The following is a 16,979-nucleotide window of genomic DNA, read 5'->3' on the forward strand; positions in this document are numbered from 1 at the left end:
ACATTGCCCGGTGGCGTTGCGCTTACCGGGCCTACAACATCAGACCATCAGTATTACAGACAGCAATCAGATGCTGAAAGAAGAACCACACCCGCAGGTGCTTTTCGCATTCGGGTTAGTCACAACGAAGCGGGAACCTTCCAGACCTTCGGTATAGTCAACCGCGCCGCCCACCAGATATTGCAGACTCATCGGATCAACGACCAGACCAACACCTTGTTTCTCGATGGTCATATCACCTTCATTGACCTGATCATCAAAGGTGAAACCGTACTGGAAACCGCTGCAACCACCGCCAGTGATATACACGCGTAATTTCAGATTCGGGTTATCTTCGTCGGCGATCAGGCTTTTAACTTTATTGGCTGCTGCTTCAGTAAATTGCAGTGGCAGCGCTACGTCATCACTCATATTTTGCTCCAAACGACATCGGCAATTGGGTAAATTTCAACCCAATATTTTGGGCCATTATCTAATACCCTGGTATTTCGTTCAAGTATTCTCGCCAGCGGCAGTACCCTGGCTTTTTGCCGCCTGCTCCGCTTCCTGTTTTGCCAGCGTACGAGCCAGGATAGTCGAGTATAGCGGCTTTCCGCCCATAAATTGGGCTAATAGTGTTGCGCCAAGACAGGTAATAATCATTGGCAAAATGAGCTGATAGTTATCGGTCATCTCCAGCACCAGTACAATACCTGTTAGCGGCGCACGCACCGAAGCAGCCAACAAAGCCCCCATTCCGGCAATGGCAAAGGTTCCGGCCTCCAGGTGATACTGCGGAAAAGAGGCCGCCGCAGCCATACCGAACGCCGTACCAAGCAACGTCCCCAACGCCAGCATCGGGGCAAAGATCCCACCGGGCGCGCCGGATGAGAAGCACAGCAGCGTGGTGACGACCCGGGTGATAAATATAAACAGCAGTAGACCGACGCTAAAATTGCCTGCTGCGGCAATCGGGATCAGATTAAAGCCACCGCCTGCCGCTTCAGGTTGAATTAATCCCAGGATACCGCACAGACCGCCGATCGCGCCGCCCATCAGCACCCATTTTTTAATTTCACCGCCGTGAAAGCGCTGGAACATATCCTGGGTGCGCAACACCATGGTGTTGAACAATGGCCCGACACAGCCAAAAATAAGCCCGAGCACGAGATACAGCCACAGCGTATTCACCGGCGCATTAGACAGTTTCCCGACTTCAATTATCGGGGCTTCACCGTTGAAAACACGAAACACAATGCTCGACATAATAACGCCGGTAAACACGGCTTTGATCGACACAAGGTTATAGCGAAACTGCGGGCGCATCTCTTCAATAATGAACAGGATCCCCGCCAGCGGAGCGTTAAACGCCGCCGAAAGGCCCGCAGCCGCACCGGTAGCCAATAAGGTATGCCGCGCTTCGGCGCTACGCATGCGGAAAATATCCAGCACCATGCGCCCGAGGTTACCGCCAATCTGCACGGTCGGACCTTCACGCCCAAGCACCATGCCAGCACCCAGCGTGCCCATGCCGCCGATAAATTTCACCGGCAGGACACGCCACCAACGCACAGGTCGCAGCTCTTCCAGCGCACCTTCAATCTCTGGGATCCCCGAACCACCGGCTTCCGGCGCAAATTTACGCACCAGGAAATAGCCGACCATCGCCAGCAACGCCGAGAGAATAAACGCCAGCGGCCACAGCAGAATGTCATGGTCCGCAACCTGAGCCAGCGTGCCAATGCGCTGATTCTGCACCCAGGTCACCGCTTTCTCAAATGCCACGCCAACAAGCCCTGTCACAGTACCCACTACTGCAGCCATCAACAGGATCGCCAACGGCGTTTTGTCTCGTTCCAGGAGACGACGAATTTGATCCCTGCGGCGTAAACGCACAATTTGCTGTGCTTCAAAAGAGGGAGTGTCTGTCTTCATCAGATGATCATTAATTGGTAATACAAATACGGAATCGGCATTCTACTCGCACATTTCGCGAAAATCCCCTGCAAATCGCATTGTTTCAAATGCGTAAAACTTTCATAACCTTCTCTGAATAACTAGAATAGCGGGCATTTACTTTTTCTACGAACCAGGACCCCATCCATGAGTAAGTCTGAAAATCTCTACAGCGCAGCACGCGAACTTATCCCAGGCGGCGTTAACTCCCCCGTTCGCGCCTTTACTGGCGTGGGTGGTACTCCGCTGTTTATCGAAAAAGCGGACGGCGCGTATCTGTACGATGTCGATGGTAAAGCCTATGTCGATTACGTCGGTTCCTGGGGACCGATGGTACTGGGTCACAACCACCCGGCAATCCGTAATGCGGTGATTGAAGCTGCGGAGCGCGGTTTAAGCTTCGGTGCACCGACCGAGATGGAAGTGAAAATGGCGGAGCTGGTCACCGAATTAGTGCCGACCATGGACATGGTGCGCATGGTGAACTCCGGTACGGAAGCGACAATGAGCGCAATCCGTCTGGCGCGCGGTTTCACCGGTCGCGATAAAATCATCAAATTTGAAGGCTGCTATCACGGCCATGCCGACTGCCTGCTGGTTAAGGCCGGTTCCGGCGCATTAACGCTGGGCCAGCCGAACTCCCCAGGCGTTCCGGCCGATTTCGCGAAACACACCCTGACCTGCACCTACAACGATCTCGCTTCAGTACGTGCGGCATTTGAACAGTATCCGCAGGAGATTGCGTGCATCATCGTTGAGCCGGTTGCCGGCAACATGAACTGCATCCCACCGATGCCGGAATTCCTGCCGGGCCTGCGTGCGCTGTGCGATGAGTTTGGCGCACTGTTGATCATCGATGAAGTGATGACCGGTTTCCGCGTAGCGCTGGCCGGAGCACAGGATTATTACGGCGTCGTGCCGGATCTGACCTGCCTCGGTAAAATTATCGGTGGCGGAATGCCCGTTGGCGCATTCGGCGGTCGCCGCGATGTGATGGACGCACTGGCGCCGACCGGTCCGGTTTACCAGGCGGGGACGCTTTCCGGTAACCCGATCGCGATGGCGGCAGGTTATGCCTGTCTGACCGAAGTCGCCCAACCGGGTATTCATGAAACGCTGAACGAACTGACGACGCGTCTGGCGGAAGGTCTGTTGGAAGCTGCCGAAGAAGCGAATATTCCGCTGGTGGTTAACCATGTGGGCGGGATGTTCGGGATTTTCTTCACCGATGCAGAAACCGTAACCTGCTATCAGGATGTGATGGCATGCGACGTCGAACGCTTCAAGCGCTTCTTCCACATGATGCTGGATGAAGGAATTTATCTGGCGCCGTCTGCTTTCGAAGCGGGCTTTATGTCCGTGGCGCACAGTGAAGACGATATCAATAACACCATCGACGCTGCGCGCCGGGTGTTTGCGAAGTTGTAAAAAAGAGAACGTGCAGAAATGTAGGCCGGGTAAGGCGAAGCCGCCACCCGGCTTTTTTTGGTTCATCGCAGGTTAGCCTGAACCGCACCAAACACCCTAAAGCTCATCAATAATATACTGGAAGCTACATGTCGACGTGAACTGCCCGGAGCCAATGTTGCTGGTGTTCACCGCCACATTAATGTCATGAAGTTCAACATCGGTTATCGGATGATCAACGGCGCTGGTCGTGACGCTCGACTGGTCGCAGCCCAGCACATTGAGCGTAATCCCCGATGAGACAAAACGGCAATAAGCGCCACGGTCGTCAAATTTGCTGCCATCGCAAAGTTTCCCCCCCTCCATCAAATAGGTATGTAACGTGCGATTCACCGTACCACCGGTGGCATCAAGCATGAGGGTTGTTTTCTGTTTCGAAACGTTCGCATCCCAGGAGATATCAAAAGTATCAACGGGAACTTTCGGGCAAACTGAGCTGCGCGTATCCGGTGGACTATAGGTTACGCCAGGATAAATAAGATCCGTCGCAGTTGTATGAGTGGCAGCCAGCCACGGGCAACTATAATTATCATTTTGTACCGTAATATCCACAATAAAAGAGCCACAACCATACCAATCCGCAGGAAGATTTTTACAAAGGGAGCGAGAAACGGTGTTATCAAAATCCCGCATAACTATTGTTGGCGCGGGCTCTGGTCCGGACCATGAGATTAAGATCGCAGTATCTCCTTTCCTTGATGCTCTGAACTTCCAGGAACCATAGTACACACCATCTGACGTGGTCACTGTGCTATTCAGTATAATCGATCTATCTGCTAAACTAGGACCTATGCCGTAATAGAGCGTGGTACTTGAAAACGTCGCTTTCAGCATGGGTTTGGCCACTACCGAACTGCCATAAACGGCAATCAGCAGCAAAAATAAAGTCCGTATTATTTTCATCATAAATACTCAAATGTAACCAGTGCACTTGCGAAGAACGTTCCCGGAACCAGATCTTCGCCAGGAAGGTGCTGTACCCAGGCATTCAGGCTTAGCGAGTTATTCCCCGGCACCAGCATGAATATCGCCCCCTCTTCATCGTTCATGCCCACGGGAACGCCGGATAGCGTTTCAATACCAATCCCGATCCCGGAAGCGCCTGAATGGCTATCGATGGCCAGGATACCGCGCATTCCGGTCGCTTCGGTTCCAGTGAAATTCACCTGCACCCCGTTACTCAGCGCCGAATCGCAATCCGTGAGTTCAAACACTAAAGGCTTACGAGCAGACTGGCCATCGGGAGTGAAATCAGAACTGTCAAGCGACGAAAAATCAACTTCGGCAATCCCCGTCCCCTGCATCGTGAGCGTGCAAGGACTGGCCAGCAGGCTACCGGAAAAATGCAGGTTATCTGCCGCTGAGACCGGCAATATCAGCGCCCCACAGAGAATGCAGGCCGCGCCGTGTAATAACGCCTGTCTTTTAGCCATTACTGATAATCCACCTGTAATGTTGCCGTCGCATCGAAGCCGCCTTCTGTCAGCGAAGCACCGCTCTTTTTAACCGGTATGGCTTTCAGAACAGGTATCGATTGTTCATTCACCTTAATGGTGGACCCCAACGTAAAGGGTTGGTCGTTCTGCCTGAGTTCAATCCCCAGTCCCGCCACGCTGGTGTTTACCGCCGCCTGATTAAAATCACTCACGGAACCGCTTAGCGTCAGGGTCATCGCCATCGCCTCATCGCGCACCGTTGAATCACAGGTGATCTCATACGGAACATTCTGCGCATAACGCGTACCATCTATTTTATTAATCAGCATGTTACCGAACTCAACATCGATCGTCTGATCATTGTTAATCGTACAATTCGGCGGTGATATTAACGTACCGTGAAACTTAAGGTTCTCAGCCGACTGCGCGGCAAAACTGCTGCTTATTAACACTATCAAAGCCATTTTTTTCATTGGTAATCCACCACCAGCGTAGCGCCTGCGTTAAACGCGCCACCTGTTAACGTTACGCCATTATTTTTGACGGGAATTGCCTCAATGGCCGGACCGCTGCCACCGCTATATTGAAATGACAACCATTGCGTATTGCCGGGTGAAATCAGCGCGCCATCCGTGGCGGTTTGCAGACGGATTCCCAATCCATCAACATCGGTTTGCAACACCGACTCGCCATTGATAGCCACAGCATTTCCCTGAATCTGTAACTTCAGGTAATCGCTCACTCTGCCGTTACAGCTCAGGCGATAACCCACCGCCTGCCGGTAATTCACCCCATCCACTTTCGTCGTCAACACATTGCCAAATTCCACCTCACCGCCGGTCACAGTACAGGGCGGTGCGGCATTAACGAGTATCGTCAACGTCATGTTGACCGTCTTACTTTCCGCTGCCAGCGGCATACTGACCGCACTCAGCATGGCCGCACACGTTACCGTGCCCAGCCGTAACCGCCATTGCCTCATCTTGCGTCTCCTTGTCGGTTACGACTTTCTGCTTTTTGCTTCATCTACCGCACAACTGTTGTCAGTACAGTTAAAAATCAGCGGTAACCGCGCGCCATAATCGTTGACGTAAGTCAGCACAGGCGAGCGACCTAATTCACTGGCTTCCCCTCCCAGCGTCACGTTGCTTTTTGGTGCAATCACCATTGGGCTAAAACCTCTGGCCGGTGCGCCGTCCATGCGGCTGCTGGCGTTGCTTAACACCACGTAGTAACCGGTCGGATTGCTCACCTGATAGCCATTGCCCTGACGCTGAAGGGTGATCTTGTATTGCCAGGGATGCTGCATATCGATTTTCGATAGCGCCTGCGGGCGGTAAAAAACTTTGATGCGCGTTTGCAGGGCAATTTGCAGCGTATTGGGCTTGTCGCTTTGCGGCGGAATTTCACGCACGTTGTAATAAAAAAGGGTCTCCCGATCCTGGGGGAGCGACGCCAGTGCCGGCATCCCCTGAATTTTGACCTGTCCGATTCCCGACGGCTCAATGCGCTGGACCGGCGGGACGACGATTAAAGGCGATGTGATTTTGGCGCCCTTCTCATCTTCCACCCAGGACTGCGCCAGATAGGGCAGTTTGCTGTTGGCGTTTTTCAGATCGACGCTTATCGATTTATCTTCGCCGCGAAACACCAAGCGGGTGCGATCGGGCGCGATGGCGGCCTGAGCGCTACCGTAGCCGCCCAGCAAAAGCAGCAAAACAGCGGCCAGGTTATAACGTTTTAATGGCATCATGAATGCGATTTCCTGAATCAATGTGTTGGATAACGAGAAGAGAGCGCTTCGGGTTGCGTTGGAGACGTCAGCCGCTGCGTATGAAGCTGGAGTAATGGTTTCTCTTCGGGCTGCGTTGCCATAGGTGATGAAGCGTCGCCGATGCACGGCAGCAGCAGGCCGCTAAACAGATCGCCCGGCAGAGGATCGGGCAACGCCGCTTCACACTGCGTTTTACCTTCCCATGTCACCTGCAACCGCTCGCTGGGGTTAATGCCGATCAGATAAACGCTGCCGTCTTCACCTACGATCCCTAACTGTTGCTGGCGACTGTTGTAAACCTCCGCGCCGAAGGGCGGCGTGCCGCCATCGCGCAAGCGGATACTGGCCATGGCTTTTTTACCGCTGAGCACCTCCATGCGGCGATAACCGATCGCCCCTTCCGTCAGGGTCGCCTGAGCAATGGAGAGGGTTGCTTCCGCGTCTTCCGGCAACTGGGTAATGTCGATTTTCACCTGATTGCGGTAGTAGTCGTTGACGTCGACAATGACGGCTTTACCAAACGCGTTGGTATATACCGGCGTGCTGTAGCCGGAGATGGGTACGTTCGCTTCATCGCCGACATCCACCATCAGCCGCGAGCCGCCGTTGACGCTGGTGCGGTGCAGTGCCCCGCCTTTAGCAGTCAGCGTCGCGCCGCCCTGGATGTTCAGCCCGCCGGAGGTATAGTCGCCTTCCTGATAGTTCGCACTGACGTCAATGTCGGCATAGCTCGCTTGATGACGGTAGTAGCCGTCGAGAGTCGCGCCGTTATCCGCGCGGCCAGCGTTGATCTGGTAGTTATTGCGATCGTCAATGCGCTCGTAATAGCCGACCTGATTAATGTTGTTGTCATCGCTAAAAGAGCCGTTGTAGCTCAGTGTGCGGTTGTTGCCCCACGGAATACTTAGCGAGACGTACACGCCGTCATCTCGCTCATCATCATATTCATTGCGAAAACCGTTCACCGACAGACTGATCCCGCGCACCTCACCGACATAGAAATAGTGCGACAGCGTCATGTTATAGCTGTCCTGGTTGGGTTGATTCCAGTAGGTTCGATGGGTGTAGTTGATATAGGCGTTGACGTTTATTGCCGAAAAGTTCTGGCTGTACGTCAGGGTATACATCTCTTTATCATGGCCGGTACGCTGACGATCGTTATCGTCATTATGCGTATCGATAAACTCGTCCATCGTCATGTAGTTTTCTTCGGAAAAGCGATAGCCAGCAAACGTCAGACGGCTGTCTATATCATCAAAATCTTTAGCGTAGCTGGCACGGAACGAGTTACCCTGAATGGTGCCGTCGCCGTAGGCGCTACCCTCTGGCAGAGTCGCACGGGAATGGGTGACATCGACGGAAAACGCGCCCAGCAGCGCCAGATCGCGCCCCAGTCCTAGCGCCAGCGCCTGATAATCCTGCTCACCAATGGCACCGCCGTACAGCGACCAGCCATTAGCGATCCCCCAGGAGGTTTCGGCTGAAGTGAAAAAGCCGCCTTCCATATTGTGATCCCAGTCCTGCGGTCGCCCGGCTGCCAACTTGTAGCGCACCTGGCCGGGGCGGGTCAGAAACGGAATGGAGGCGGTGCTGACATCATATTCCTGCACCTGACCGCTTTGTTCTTCAATTTTGACGTGTAGATCGCCGGATACCGTTTCATTAATATCCTGAATGCGAAACGGCCCCGCCGGGACCTGCGACTCATAAATCACCCGCCCGCGCTGAGTCACGGTGACTTTGGCGTTGGTGCGCGCCACGCCGGATATATCCGGGGCGTAGCCGCGCAGATTAGGCGGTAACATCTGATCGTCGGTAATAAGGCTACCGCCAACATAGTTAAAGCCGTCGAAAATATCGGATTCCAGCGATCCTTCGCCCAGCGTTAGCTGCGCCTGAAGTTGCGGGATAGCCCTGTAGGCGTAATAACGGTTCCAGTCCCAATTCTGTTCTGAGCTAGAGCCAAAGTTGTCTTCATCTTCGCTGTCATTTTCGTGACGGTAATTAGACTGCCAGTCCGCGCGCAGACGCCACGCGCCGAGGTTGGCACCCACCGTACCATTGCCGCTGATGTCATATTCATCGCCGTCATCATGTTCAGCATGTCGCCACTGGCTGTTAATATTGTAGTCAAATAACACGCCGGGTATCCCCTCGTCCCAGCGGGAAGGCGGGTCCCACTCTTCATCGCTGTATTCCAGATACGCCTGCGGAATAATCACCGTCAGCGTTGACTGGCTTAAATCAGTTTGGGTTTCCATCCCTTCCAGTTGTCCCATTTGCAAACACTGCCCAGCATTTATCCAACTCATTTTTTCCGCTATTTCGGGTTTTAACCCCAGCAGCGACACCAGTTCAGGTGATAAACAGGGATAAGTATTGTCAGGATCGCCATTATCAACGGAATACGTAATAATATTATCCTGGGCAATTTGACTCTGATTGACCAGCACCTGGAGATTATAACTCCCCGGCATAATGTAGCCCTTACGGGAAAAACGGGAAAGATCCAAACTAGCGTCATCTTTAACATCAAGAAACCGGGTATTAAATTGAATGGGCGCTTCCGCATAACTATTATCCGGGCCAACAGCCAGAATAATACCCACCACAGACGCAAGCGTGCTCAGACGAAATTTTTTATAGTGAGCCATCAGACAATCTATCCCTGAAAAATATAATCCATTTTTATTTTAATCATTATCCTGCGGCAGATTGCCGCAGGATGGCATTTCACTTACAGATAGCTGATCGTGAAGTTTACAGTACTGCTAAATTCGCCGGTCTCAATAGAAGGTGCCGCTGAATCGCCTTTCACCCAGGCTTTGAAGTTCAAAGTCTGTTTCGCTGCGGCTACGCTGCCATTCATCGTCAAGTTTTCGCTGTAAGCGTCGCCCAGTTTGATCGCGGAACCCAGGTGGTTACCGATGACAATGCTGGAACCCGCCATTTCGCCGCCGCCGATACGCATCAACGCAACGTTGCCCGGATTAGCGCTGGATTCGTTACCGATCGCAGAGAAAACGGTAGATGCTTCTTTCTCAGTGGTGAACGCGCAGTTTTCCAGACCAATATGGAAATCGACTTTTGAAGATTCTTTACCGCCCATCAGAGAACCGGTACCGATATGACCCAGGTTGACGGTCTGGTGTTCATCACCGACAACGATTGAACACGGAGAATCTTCAATCGTACCGGTAAAAGTAACCGTACCAGTATTACTGCCCGCAGCATTGGCAAAGCTGGAAACCCCCATAACCAGTGCGGCAGTAACCGCAGCTTTTACAGCTGTATTCATTTTTCATCCTTATTAAAAGTTGGTGAGTATTTTTACGCTATTCACATGAAGTTATACTCAACACCCCATGTTTATATTAGTAGATATATATTATATGACGAGTTATAAAATTTCCGACGCAACATTCAAAAGAAGCAAACAACACGTTAATAAATAACATCAATTAAGCTCAGCGAAGTATTTTCCATTAAAAGCCCAAAGACAAGTGTTTTTTATTTAAAGGATTATCAGAATTAAATAACAATTATTTTTTTACTGTTCAAAAAACAAACAAAGCAAGCAGAATGGAAGAGCAAAAAAACAATAAACATGTCAAAATGAATAAAAAAAGATCTGAATCACAGTACTGAATGTATATTAATGACGCATAACATTTATTTTGGGTATAAATTCCATAAAAAAAAACAAAAAATGCTAAGTTACATTTTTTTTGTTTACTCGTGGCAATTAATTTATTTTAATAGAATTGTTTTTATTACTTTAATAGAAAAAATAATATTTTATTATCAAAATTCTATAATGAAAACTTATTATTAAATAAAAATTGATTTACGAGAAGTATCAAAAATGCGACATCTACACCTTAATATTTAAAAAGCATAATGCCCGAATCCGATAATTTTTATTATTGGATAGTTCATGTCGCAATTTATCATCAACGTTTCGAGCCTGGATATGCTGAAATTAGTCACCCTGTTCAGGGGGCAGCAGCGGCGCGCTACTGAAATAGCAATGACTTATCGATACAGAGATAACACCTGCTTCTTCCTGAAAATCAAAGCAGCGTTCCCCGGTAAAATGCGATGAACCTTTTTTATTGCCGGATGTCGACGCAAAGCGTCTTATCCGGCCTACATGAAAGGGGTCAGCCTCAGCGGCTCTGCTTTCTCAGCAGATAGATAAAGTACGGGGCACCAATAAACGTCGACAATAATCCCGCCGGGATCTGATACGGAAACAGCACCATCCTGCCGCACCAGTCAGCAAAGACCAGCAACACGCCACCCGCCAGCGCCGAAATCAGCATATGCGGCATCGCCCGACGAAAACCCATCATACGGGCAATATGCGGAGCCATCAGCCCGACAAAGCTCAACGGTCCAATAGTCATGGTGGCTGTCGCCGTCAGCCCTGCCGCCAGCAGCAGTAACCCCACGCGTGATGGCGTGATAGCCATACCTACAGCCCGCGCCGTATCGCCGCCGAGCGGTAAAATTGTTAGCCAACGGCGGCACAGCGGCGTCATCGCCAGCAGAATCACCATCACAATCCCGGTACGCAGTACCTGCTCTCCGCTCGCGTTATAGGTTGAGCCGGAAATCCAGGTCAACACGCCCGCCATGCGCGGATCGCCGCTGGCCTGCAGCATCATCAGCAGCATAGTAAAGGCCGTACTGAGCGCCATGCCGGCCAACAGCATACGATGCGGTGAAAAACCACCGCGCCCGGCGGCAATCATAATGATAAGCAGAGTAGCCGCGGCCCCGAGGCTTCCGGCAGGCAGCAGCCAGCCAAAAGCATTTCCGGGGACCAAAAACAGCATGAGCACCACGCCAAATGCCGCACCGGAGCTAATGCCCAGCACTTCCGGGCTGGCCATCGGGTTGCCCGTCAGACGTTGAATAATACAGCCCGCTACCGCCAGCATCACCCCGGCAATCAGGGCCGCCAGAATGCGAGGCCAGCGCCAGGGCATCAGCTCATCCAGCATCGCGCCGCTGGCCCATGTCCAGCCATGTGCGTCGCGGCCAAACGACAGCGCCACCACGAGGGTTAGCAGCAAGATAACGCCACCTGCCAGCGCAAACATCAGCACATTCTGACGCTCAGCGGCGATGCGATTACTGGCGTTCATATCCGGGGCGCTCATACTCCTCAAGCGCGGCAACAACCACAGTAGCAACGGTGCGCCAATCAACGCCGTCACTGAACCGGTGGAGACTTCCATCCATACGCGGGTCAGCCACAGAATGATTTGGTCGGAGAGCCAGAGGATCAACGCACCAATCAGCGGGGCCAGTACCAGACGTGCCAGCAAACGACGCGCACCGAGCATTTTCGCCAGCAGCGGTGCAAACAGGCCAATAAAGCCGATAATCCCAACCGCGTTAACCAGTAAGGCGCTGATGACAATGGCCAGCGATAACGCCGCCAGACGTGCCAGCGACAGCGCCAGACCGAGGTTGCGCGCCACGCCGTCATCCAGTCCCATCAGCGTCATTGGGCGTAATAACAACAGAGTCAGCATCACACCGCCCAACAGCTGCGGCCACAGACGCTGTACGCCGCTCCAGTCGGTTTGCGTTAACGTGCCGCTGCTCCATAAAAACATGCTTTGCAGCTGATCGTGATGGAAGATAACCATCAACTGGTTAATCGCCCCGCAGTACAGGCTGACCACCAGCCCGGCAAGGATTAACGTCACCGGAGAAAGACGCTTGCCCCAGGCAACGCCAAACACCAGCACCCCAACGACACATGCTCCCGCCAGCGCCGCAAATTGCGTGGTCAGCGCACCAGGAATAGCCCACAGCGTGGTAACCGTAATGCCCAACTGCGCACCGGTCGCAACGCCCAGCGTGGTTGGCTCCGCCAGCGGGTTACGCAACACCTGCTGAAACAACACGCCGACCAGACCCAGCCCGGCGCCGACCAATAGCGAAATCGCCAGCCTCGGCAGCAGGCTATAGTGAAAAACCATCTGCTCAATGACGTCGATATCCGGTGACCAGATAGCCTGTTGCCACTGACTGCGCGGTAGCGCAACGGAGAAGTTAACCCATGTCAGCCAGCAGGCAGCAACAAACAGCACCAACAACAGCAACGCCGGATGGCGGCTTCGCCTTATCCGGCCGACAAAGCGCCCAAACCGTAAGTCGGATAAGGCGTTTTTCGCACCGCCATCCGGCATTTCAAGTTTCCTGCTCACGCTTTGCCTCCCAACGCATTATCCAGAATACGGGCAAAATGCATGGCCGATAGCGTTGCGCCATAAAACCAAACGGCAGGCACACGTTGAAAACGTCCGCCACGGACAAACGGCATCGCCTGCCATAATGGCGTAGACATCAGCGCAGCCATCTCTTTATCGTTGCCGTGATCAAAGCACAATATATCGACATCCTTATAAGCAGCCAGACGGTCAATACTCACGGCAGTGCTGCCCCAGAAGTTTGTTTCTCCCTGCCAGGCGTTAGGGATCCCATATTCGTCCAGTACGTCCTGGAACAGGCTGTTTGAACCAAACACCAGCATATGCCGCGAATCAAGCAGGGATGTCAGGAGCACGGGACGCGCGCCGCGTTGCATAAAGCGCGGTTTCAGGCTGGCGATAAAATGATCGTACTCAGTCAAATGGCGTTCAGCAGAAGCTTGCAGATTGAACAATTGCGCCATTTCCTGCAGCGACTGTCGCGCAACGGCCAGCGGCTTTTTGCCATCGCTAAAGTTAAATCCCCGGCCTGGTGCAATCCGCGCCAGCTTTTCAGGAGAAGGACCGTAACCTGCCGACCAGAGCAGAAACGAGGGCTTCATTTCGGTCAGCAGTTCGAGATTGGGTTCCGTACGTAGCCCGACATCAATTACCGAGTCCGGTAGAGGAGGCTCACTGACCCACAGCTTGTAGTTAGGGATGTCTGCGATGCCATACGGCGTAATACCCAGCGCCAGCAGCAGCTCTACCGGCAGCCATTCCAGCGCTACAATGCGCTGTGGATCAACCGCCGCGGCGTGCGCCGTATTCATCCGCCACAGCAGAGGCGACAGCGCCATCGCCGTAAGCAGCCGCCGACGGGTAATATGATGTAATCCGATCATTAATAGACAAAACTCACGGGTGCGGCACCGGCCGGATGCGGCAAAATGCCCATCGGGATACCGTAAATTTGTTCCAGAGTTTCACTGCGCATCAGTTCAGCAGGCGTTCCTTGAGAAATCATCTCACCGCCGCGCAGCGCAACGAGGTAATCGCAGTAACGGGCCGCCATATTGATATCATGCAGCACCGCAACCACCGTCAGCCCGCGCTGCTGGCTTAAGTGGTGCACCAGCGCCAGCACGTCAACCTGATGGGCAATATCCAGCGCGGAAGTCGGTTCATCAAGCAGCAGACAGCGGCTGTCCTGTGCCACCAGCATGGCAATCCACGCGCGTTGGCGTTCCCCACCGGACAGGCTATCAACCAGACGGTGCGCCAGCGGCTTTAAACCTACCAGCGAAATTGCTTCTTCTACTTTCTCTCTGTCGGCAACGCCAAAACGCCCCAGCGCCCCGTGCCACGGATAACGACCAATCGCCACCAGTTCGCGTACGGTCATCCCTTCTGCCTGCGGCAGCTGTTGCGGCAGATAGGCGACCTTGCGGGCAAACGCTTTACTACTCCAGCTCTCCAGCGGCTGTTCGTCGAGCAGGATTTCACCTTCTGACGGCGGCTGATGACGTCCCAGCATTTTCAATAATGTCGATTTACCGGAACCGTTGTGGCCGATAAGACCAGTCACTTTCCCTACAGGAAAAGTTAATGAGAGAGGATGCAAAAGCGTGCGACCAGGCACACGAAAGGAGACATTACGCAACGCAAAAGTGGTGTCGGGATGGGATCTGTTTTCCTGCATAGCAGCCAACTTGTAAAACGGGCACGCAAAGCGTGCCCAAAGAGAAATTAGAAACGGAAGGTTGCAGTTGCAACGACCTGACGTTCTGCGCCCCAGAAGCATCCATAAGTATTGAAGCAGCTGGCGACGTATTCACGGTCAAACAGGTTGTTCACATGCAGCGCCACGTTGGAGCCAGCCATACCTACACGCGCCAGATCGTAACGCACTAACGCATCTACCAGCGTGTAGCTTCCCACTTTGAAGGAGTTTGCCGGATCGCCATAACTGGAACTAGTATAACGAACACCCGTACCCAACGTCAGCCCGGAAAGCACACCATCATAGAGGGTGTAATCCCCCCACAGTGATGCCATATGTTTTGGCACCTGGGCAGGCGTATTGCCTTTGTAGTTGGTATCAGTGGTGTATTCCGCATCGGTATAGGTATAAGAACCAACCACGTTAACGCTGGCTGACAGCGCCGCTTTCGCTTCAATTTCTACACCACGTGAGCGAATTTCGCCGCCTTCAACTGACCAGATCGATCCATTCGGGTCGGCCATCAGGTTGTTGGTTTTGGTCAACTGGTAAACGGCACCGGTCAACACGATCGGACGATCGCTCGGTACGTACTTCACGCCCGCTTCGTACTGCTTACCTTTAGATGGCGCAAAGATATTACCGCTTTCCCCAACCTGAGAATTTGGTTCAAACGATTCGCTGTAGCTGAAATACGGGGTTACACCGTTATCGAACAGATAGTTAACACCGCCACGCCAGGTGAACTGTCGGTCATCACGGGAGTCCAGCACACCAGAAACTCGGTTCAGAGAATCCTGCTTAGCCCAGTCGTAACGACCGCCCAGAGTGACCAGTACCTTATCCCACTGCATCTGATCCTGAGCGTACAGGCCCGTTTGTTCCTGTTTATTCAGAACGCGATAAGCTGCGCCAGGTCCAGGGTGCGAGCCAAAGTCAAAATCGCTACGGTCAAGATTATAGATATCTGACGGCGCTACCGAACCAGCCCAACCGAACCAGGAGTTGATATCGTTACGCATACGCATATAGTCAACGCCGGTCAGCAATGTATGATCCAGGGAACCTGTGGCGAATGTGCTCTGCAACTGGGTATCAACAGAGAAATTCTGCAATTTTTCATTATCGTCAACGTACTGACGAGTCAGCGTGTGATCCCAATCTGACTGAGGGATACTGGCACAAGGGCTGTTAGCCGGATCCTTGGTATACAGCGGATCGGAGCACATGCCGTAGCCGTACACGCTTTTCTGCGACACTTTGTTTTGGGCATAACGCAGGTTCTGACGTACGGTAAAGGTGTCGTTAAATTCGTGGTCGAAGCTGTAGCCCACCATCTTCTCGTTACGAGAGTAGGTATTGTTGTCCGCACCTTCGTTGAAATCAGTCGGCAGACGTGAACCATTTGGCAGCTTAGACACGGTCCCCTCTTTCGGCAACCAGCCGTAATAACCGGTTTCCGGCTCGTTCTGGAAGTAGGAGAGGAAGGTGAAATTCGTCTTATCATCCGGACGCCATGTGAAAGATGGCGCGATAGCATAACGCTGTTCTTCTGCGCCCTGCTGCTGCGCATTCGCGGAACGCGCCAGGCCGGTCAGGCGGTATGAGTACACACCATCGTCATCCAGCGCATCGCTGAAGTCAAAACCGGTCTGGAACAGGCTGTCTGTGCCCATTTTGAACTGAACTTCTTTCAGCGGCTCCGTTGTCGGGCGCTTGCTGACCATGTTCAACAACCCACCCGGGTTGCTCTTTCCGTACAGAACGGAAACCGGACCGCGCATCACTTCGGCGCGCTCCAGCATATAAGGGTCGATGACCGCATCGTTGTAGAAGTTGCCCTGCATCTTCAGGCCATTCAGATAGTTATTCTGACTTTGGCCGTCTGCGGCAAATCCGCGAATAATCAGGTAGTCATAGGTATTGGACGCGCCACGCGTACCCACGGCAACGCCCGGGGTGTAGCTGAGCGCTTCTTTGACCGATTTTGGCTGATGCAACGCCATCTCTTCGGCGGTGACCACTGAAATAGACTGAGGAACTTTTTGAATCGGAGTGTCGGTTTTGGTCGCCGTAGCAGACTGTCGTGCAGCGATGGTTGCCGCAGGCCCCCATGCGCTTTCCTGCGGAGCAGGTGCAGCAGTTACGGTGATGGTTTCTTCTTTCGGGTCAACCGCCGCCTGTGCATAGACAGACATGCCGCTAACCGCTGTGGCTACCACTACTGCGATTTTACGCAGCGATGAACTTGGCTGAGCAGTTTTAAGACGCGCCATTGGTATTTCTCTGATGAAAGTGAATGATAACGTAAACGAGAATTATTATTATAACGAGAGCATGATATTCGAAACACTGTTGCGATCGCAAGCGGTACACGCCCCTACTAAAACTGAGGGGTTAAGAAATAACCAGATGAAAAGAAAGGGTTAATAAAT

The 16,979-nt window shown here is 52.7% G+C and carries 16 protein-coding genes; 2 read left to right on the plus strand and 14 right to left on the minus strand.

Annotated features, from left to right (window positions below; translation table 11 throughout):
- Nucleotides 1–66: 66 nt before the first annotated feature.
- Genes erpA through clcA form a run of 3 tightly spaced genes read right to left on the minus strand, consistent with a single transcriptional unit; the run spans nt 67 to nt 1,914 of the window.
- Nucleotides 67–411: an iron-sulfur cluster insertion protein ErpA gene (gene erpA / locus OGY04_RS16810; protein ID WP_008786260.1), complete on the minus strand. Its 345-nt coding sequence runs from the start codon at nt 409–411 to the stop codon at nt 67–69.
- Nucleotides 404–469, minus strand: coding sequence for a small protein YadW (yadW, locus tag OGY04_RS16815; RefSeq protein ID WP_122973801.1), 66 nt, complete (start codon nt 467–469; stop codon nt 404–406). Before yadW ends, erpA begins: the two co-directional genes overlap by 8 nt.
- A 23-nt stretch (nt 470–492) precedes the next feature.
- Complete coding sequence (gene clcA, locus OGY04_RS16820; protein ID WP_008786259.1) at nt 493–1,914, minus strand: H(+)/Cl(-) exchange transporter ClcA; 1,422 nt, start codon at nt 1,912–1,914, stop codon at nt 493–495.
- Nucleotides 1,915–2,082: 168 nt separating this feature from the next.
- On the opposite strand from clcA, the gene hemL reads away from it, so the two are divergent.
- On the plus strand, nt 2,083–3,363 hold the full coding sequence (hemL, locus tag OGY04_RS16825) for a glutamate-1-semialdehyde 2,1-aminomutase (RefSeq protein WP_286585671.1): 1,281 nt from the start codon (nt 2,083–2,085) through the stop codon (nt 3,361–3,363).
- 96 nt (nt 3,364–3,459) lie between these two features.
- On the opposite strand, the gene stfH is transcribed toward hemL, so the two are convergent.
- The 7 genes from stfH to stfA all read right to left on the minus strand — a co-directional run bounded on the left by stfH (nt 3,460) and on the right by stfA (nt 9,910).
- A complete protein-coding gene (stfH, locus tag OGY04_RS16830; RefSeq protein ID WP_071446638.1) occupies nt 3,460–4,305 on the minus strand; it encodes a fimbrial adhesin StfH in 846 nt (281 codons plus the stop codon).
- Complete coding sequence (locus tag OGY04_RS16835) at nt 4,305–4,835, minus strand: fimbrial protein (RefSeq protein WP_208744680.1); 531 nt, start codon at nt 4,833–4,835, stop codon at nt 4,305–4,307. Before OGY04_RS16835 ends, stfH begins: the two co-directional genes overlap by 1 nt.
- Entirely contained in the window at nt 4,835–5,311 is a 477-nt protein-coding gene (gene stfF / locus OGY04_RS16840) for a fimbrial minor subunit StfF (RefSeq protein ID WP_186413708.1), read from the minus strand. Before stfF ends, OGY04_RS16835 begins: the two co-directional genes overlap by 1 nt.
- Nucleotides 5,308–5,820, minus strand: a complete 513-nt coding sequence (locus OGY04_RS16845; protein WP_208744681.1) for a fimbrial protein — start codon at nt 5,818–5,820, stop codon at nt 5,308–5,310. The genes stfF and OGY04_RS16845 overlap by 4 nt, the downstream gene beginning before the upstream one ends.
- A gap of 18 nt (nt 5,821–5,838) precedes the next feature.
- Nucleotides 5,839–6,591 (minus strand): fimbrial chaperone StfD, encoded by a 753-nt coding sequence (stfD, locus tag OGY04_RS16850; protein ID WP_208744682.1) that lies wholly within the window; start codon nt 6,589–6,591, stop codon nt 5,839–5,841.
- 17 nt (nt 6,592–6,608) lie between these two features.
- Entirely contained in the window at nt 6,609–9,266 is a 2,658-nt protein-coding gene (locus tag OGY04_RS16855; RefSeq protein ID WP_286585674.1) for an outer membrane usher protein, read from the minus strand.
- Nucleotides 9,267–9,349: 83 nt separating this feature from the next.
- Nucleotides 9,350–9,910, minus strand: a complete 561-nt coding sequence (gene stfA / locus OGY04_RS16860; protein ID WP_186413712.1) for a fimbrial major subunit StfA — start codon at nt 9,908–9,910, stop codon at nt 9,350–9,352.
- Between the two features lie 639 nt (nt 9,911–10,549).
- Here stfA and OGY04_RS16865 point away from each other — a divergent pair.
- Nucleotides 10,550–10,717, plus strand: coding sequence for a hypothetical protein (locus OGY04_RS16865; protein ID WP_219987447.1), 168 nt, complete (start codon nt 10,550–10,552; stop codon nt 10,715–10,717).
- Between the two features lie 64 nt (nt 10,718–10,781).
- Here OGY04_RS16865 and fhuB read toward each other — a convergent pair whose 3' ends face one another.
- Genes fhuB through fhuA form a run of 4 tightly spaced genes read right to left on the minus strand, consistent with a single transcriptional unit; the run spans nt 10,782 to nt 16,820 of the window.
- Complete coding sequence (gene fhuB / locus OGY04_RS16870) at nt 10,782–12,821, minus strand: Fe(3+)-hydroxamate ABC transporter permease FhuB (protein WP_286585830.1); 2,040 nt, start codon at nt 12,819–12,821, stop codon at nt 10,782–10,784.
- Nucleotides 12,822–12,835: 14 nt separating this feature from the next.
- Nucleotides 12,836–13,726, minus strand: coding sequence for a Fe(3+)-hydroxamate ABC transporter substrate-binding protein FhuD (gene fhuD / locus OGY04_RS16875; protein ID WP_286585676.1), 891 nt, complete (start codon nt 13,724–13,726; stop codon nt 12,836–12,838).
- Complete coding sequence (fhuC, locus tag OGY04_RS16880) at nt 13,726–14,523, minus strand: Fe3+-hydroxamate ABC transporter ATP-binding protein FhuC (protein ID WP_286585679.1); 798 nt, start codon at nt 14,521–14,523, stop codon at nt 13,726–13,728. Before fhuC ends, fhuD begins: the two co-directional genes overlap by 1 nt.
- Nucleotides 14,524–14,570: 47 nt before the next feature.
- Nucleotides 14,571–16,820: a ferrichrome porin FhuA gene (fhuA, locus tag OGY04_RS16885; RefSeq protein ID WP_286585682.1), complete on the minus strand. Its 2,250-nt coding sequence runs from the start codon at nt 16,818–16,820 to the stop codon at nt 14,571–14,573.
- Nucleotides 16,821–16,979 lie beyond the last annotated feature (159 nt).

This window comes from Citrobacter sp. Cpo091 (genome assembly GCF_030332645.1).
GTDB classification, from domain to species: domain Bacteria; phylum Pseudomonadota; class Gammaproteobacteria; order Enterobacterales; family Enterobacteriaceae; genus Citrobacter; species Citrobacter portucalensis.

Excerpts from the sequence above, each read along its gene's own strand:
- erpA (WP_008786260.1), bottom strand. The coding sequence starts at position 411 with ATGAGTGATGACGTAGCGCTGCCACTGCAATTTACTGAAGCAGCAGCC.
- clcA (WP_008786259.1), bottom strand. The coding sequence starts at position 1,914 with ATGAAGACAGACACTCCCTCTTTTGAAGCACAGCAAATTGTGCGTTTA.
- hemL (WP_286585671.1), top strand. The coding sequence starts at position 2,083 with ATGAGTAAGTCTGAAAATCTCTACAGCGCAGCACGCGAACTTATCCCA.
- stfH (WP_071446638.1), bottom strand. The coding sequence starts at position 4,305 with ATGAAAATAATACGGACTTTATTTTTGCTGCTGATTGCCGTTTATGGC.
- OGY04_RS16835 (WP_208744680.1), bottom strand. The coding sequence starts at position 4,835 with ATGGCTAAAAGACAGGCGTTATTACACGGCGCGGCCTGCATTCTCTGT.
- stfF (WP_186413708.1), bottom strand. The coding sequence starts at position 5,311 with ATGAAAAAAATGGCTTTGATAGTGTTAATAAGCAGCAGTTTTGCCGCG.
- OGY04_RS16845 (WP_208744681.1), bottom strand. The coding sequence starts at position 5,820 with ATGAGGCAATGGCGGTTACGGCTGGGCACGGTAACGTGTGCGGCCATG.
- stfD (WP_208744682.1), bottom strand. The coding sequence starts at position 6,591 with ATGATGCCATTAAAACGTTATAACCTGGCCGCTGTTTTGCTGCTTTTG.
- OGY04_RS16855 (WP_286585674.1), bottom strand. The coding sequence starts at position 9,266 with ATGGCTCACTATAAAAAATTTCGTCTGAGCACGCTTGCGTCTGTGGTG.
- stfA (WP_186413712.1), bottom strand. The coding sequence starts at position 9,910 with ATGAATACAGCTGTAAAAGCTGCGGTTACTGCCGCACTGGTTATGGGG.
- OGY04_RS16865 (WP_219987447.1), top strand. The coding sequence starts at position 10,550 with ATGTCGCAATTTATCATCAACGTTTCGAGCCTGGATATGCTGAAATTA.
- fhuB (WP_286585830.1), bottom strand. The coding sequence starts at position 12,821 with ATGCCGGATGGCGGTGCGAAAAACGCCTTATCCGACTTACGGTTTGGG.
- fhuD (WP_286585676.1), bottom strand. The coding sequence starts at position 13,726 with ATGATCGGATTACATCATATTACCCGTCGGCGGCTGCTTACGGCGATG.
- fhuC (WP_286585679.1), bottom strand. The coding sequence starts at position 14,523 with ATGCAGGAAAACAGATCCCATCCCGACACCACTTTTGCGTTGCGTAAT.
- fhuA (WP_286585682.1), bottom strand. The coding sequence starts at position 16,820 with ATGGCGCGTCTTAAAACTGCTCAGCCAAGTTCATCGCTGCGTAAAATC.